At 56.1% G+C, this 2,271-nt stretch carries 1 protein-coding gene; it reads right to left on the bottom strand.

Annotated elements, in window-relative coordinates; genetic code table 11:
* Nucleotides 1-124 precede the first annotated feature (124 nt).
* Nucleotides 125-2,080 carry a DEAD/DEAH box helicase family protein gene (locus ROE7235_RS19365; protein ID WP_121097649.1) on the bottom strand — a complete coding sequence of 652 codons (1,956 nt, stop codon included), beginning with the start codon at nt 2,078-2,080 and terminating at the stop codon, nt 125-127.
* Nucleotides 2,081-2,271: the final 191 nt, after the last annotated feature.

Genomic DNA, 2,271 nt, shown 5'->3' with positions numbered 1-2,271 from the left:
GCGCTCGACAAACGCACCCCAGACGCGGCATACTTCGAGCAAGCAGAGATACGAAAAGCGGCATGAACATAAATCTGATGCATCTTAGACAAGCCGCAAACCTGTCCTAAAAAGCAGGACCACTTCAGGGTGCGTTGCTGTCATCGCGGGAACCTGCGTCAAGACCCTCGCGAACCTTGCCAACCCACTCATGTAGCGGTCGGGAGATATCGGGAGTGCCGAGGGATGATTTATCAAGCCATGCGATCAACTCCCACGGGGCGGCACCACGGGTGAGGGGCAACATTTGGTCGGCGAGGGCAGATGCAATTAGCACCTTGGCTTTGGTGAGCATTTCTTCTGCACTCAAGCTACTGTTCTGCCGCCAGATTTCCAGAGGATCCACCGCCCGCGCCAGAAAGTCTGACGGGTAGAGGAGCAACATCACCCGCATTGAGCTGCCCAAATCTTCCGCTGCGCTACTCAGGCGCAGCAGCCTCGCTTCCTTCTTCTTTGCAGGACCTTTGATCCCGCGCTCATGACGTAGCCTGCGCTCTGCCTCGTGCGAGGTCAGGGCCGCAATGGCCTCAGGGACCATTTGCCAATCAGAAAATACCAGCGATTTGGTCAGAGGCGGCTGACCGGACAAATAGGGCAGGCTGGCGGGTAACCACAAACGTCTGTGAAGTTCACCTTCCTTGAAGACGTTTTCCATCAGTGCTCGCATGCGACCATTGTCGGCTGGTACAGCTTCGAAGTTATGGATCCGACGTTTTGATAAAAGTGCTGGGCGCGCAGTGCTGGCAAGGTCAGCGCGCTTGTCGGAACCAGCAATTTTCCTGGCGAGATCGAACTCGCCGGGCATGAAGCTAAAAAGATACGGGGCGGATTTCCAGTAATCCGCGCGATTGTGGCCGCCGACCTGCCGGGCAACACGGTCTACAGCCAGAGCCTGCCGAAGATCTTCCGCCCGTATATCTGCTGTAATCTCTTCGCGGCGCAGCCCGGCATCGGTGCTAGTCGCGGCAACCCTTTCCTGGCGGCTCATGACACCGCGCAAGCGGTCTTCGACTTGATTGCGCTTCTCTGCCGCCTCGTTTGGCAGACCCTGCGCGTAGCAGCGCAGATTCTCGCGGAAGAGCCGCATCTCTGCTTTCAGCTCTTTTGCGGCGGTGTTCCCGACCTCGCCCCCACCATGCAACATTCTAATGGCTGCGAGAAAGTCTTCCTGGTGATCGCCCTGTTCCGGGTCATCACCTTTGATCGTCAGCATCTTGTAGGGGGTTGCCGACAGAAAAAGTATTTTTGCGCCATGATGTTCTGTCCGGAGAAACTGCTGCATCAGGGCCTGCGCTTCACTCTCCGTATCGGAGAAAAGGTCGCGGAACTTCTGGAACTCGTCGAAGATGATCAGTTTCGGACGCAATGAGGTCAAAGAATGCGCGGCAAGACGCTGCAGCAGGGCCTTGGTAATCGGATTGCGTTCCTCGGAACGTTTCAGGTTTGCATCCCGGATACTTACTTCCATGTCCCCGGCCATGAGCACAGAAGCGGTTTCTTCACGGTATCCCGCTCCGAGTTGGGGGACGTCGTTCAGGTAGCGCTGCCAGTTTTCTTTTTTTCGAACAGTGCCGCGCAGCAGGTTTTTCAGTCGGGTTGCATGCACCTTGCCGCGCAGGAGATGATGGACAAGCGCCCGCTCCCGCGCGAGGCCAAGCCCGCCGGTCTTGTCAAAGCTGGTGCCGGGAGTAAGCGCGATGAAATTAACCCCATTTTCGTGCAGATTTGTTCTCGGATCGGAAAGCAGGGTCAGACGTGTGGGCAGAACCTCACCATCGTGCAAGACATTCAGGATCTGCAGGTTTTGGCGCGCGATCGCCGCATTGGAGCAGACATAGATAATATCGGCCCGCTCGCCATCGGACAGTTGAGAAAGCAGCACCGAGATCACTCCCTGCGCGACCCGCGTCTTGCCAAGGCCAACCTCGTCCGCGACCAGAAACCGCTGCGCGCCTGCCTGAAACCGGCCAATGACATATTCCACAGTTGCGCGCTGGAAGGGCTTCAGTGTCGACAAAACCGGTTCAGGGTCAAAGCTCATCTGCGTTTTCCGTTCACGGCAATGAATTTGGACCAGAGGTCATGAAATCCGGCGGCAGTCTGGGTGTCGCGTAGCCCTTAATTGTGAGATGAGAAATTCAACGAAATCAACGGCTGTGCTTTGCCCTTAAATATGAGATTTTGCCTTTAACTCCGATATTTTTGCCCTTAAACCTGAGACAGGGTTCACAG

This window comes from Roseinatronobacter ekhonensis (assembly GCF_900499075.1).
In the GTDB taxonomy this organism is placed as follows: Bacteria; Pseudomonadota; Alphaproteobacteria; order Rhodobacterales; family Rhodobacteraceae; genus Roseinatronobacter; species Roseinatronobacter ekhonensis.
The sequence above is the reverse complement of the archived record's forward strand: the minus strand, read 5'-3'. Positions and strand labels throughout refer to the sequence as shown.

Coding starts and splice junctions, on each gene's coding strand:
- ROE7235_RS19365 (WP_121097649.1), bottom strand. CDS start 2,080: ATGAGCTTTGACCCTGAACCGGTTTTGTCGACACTGAAGCCCTTCCAG.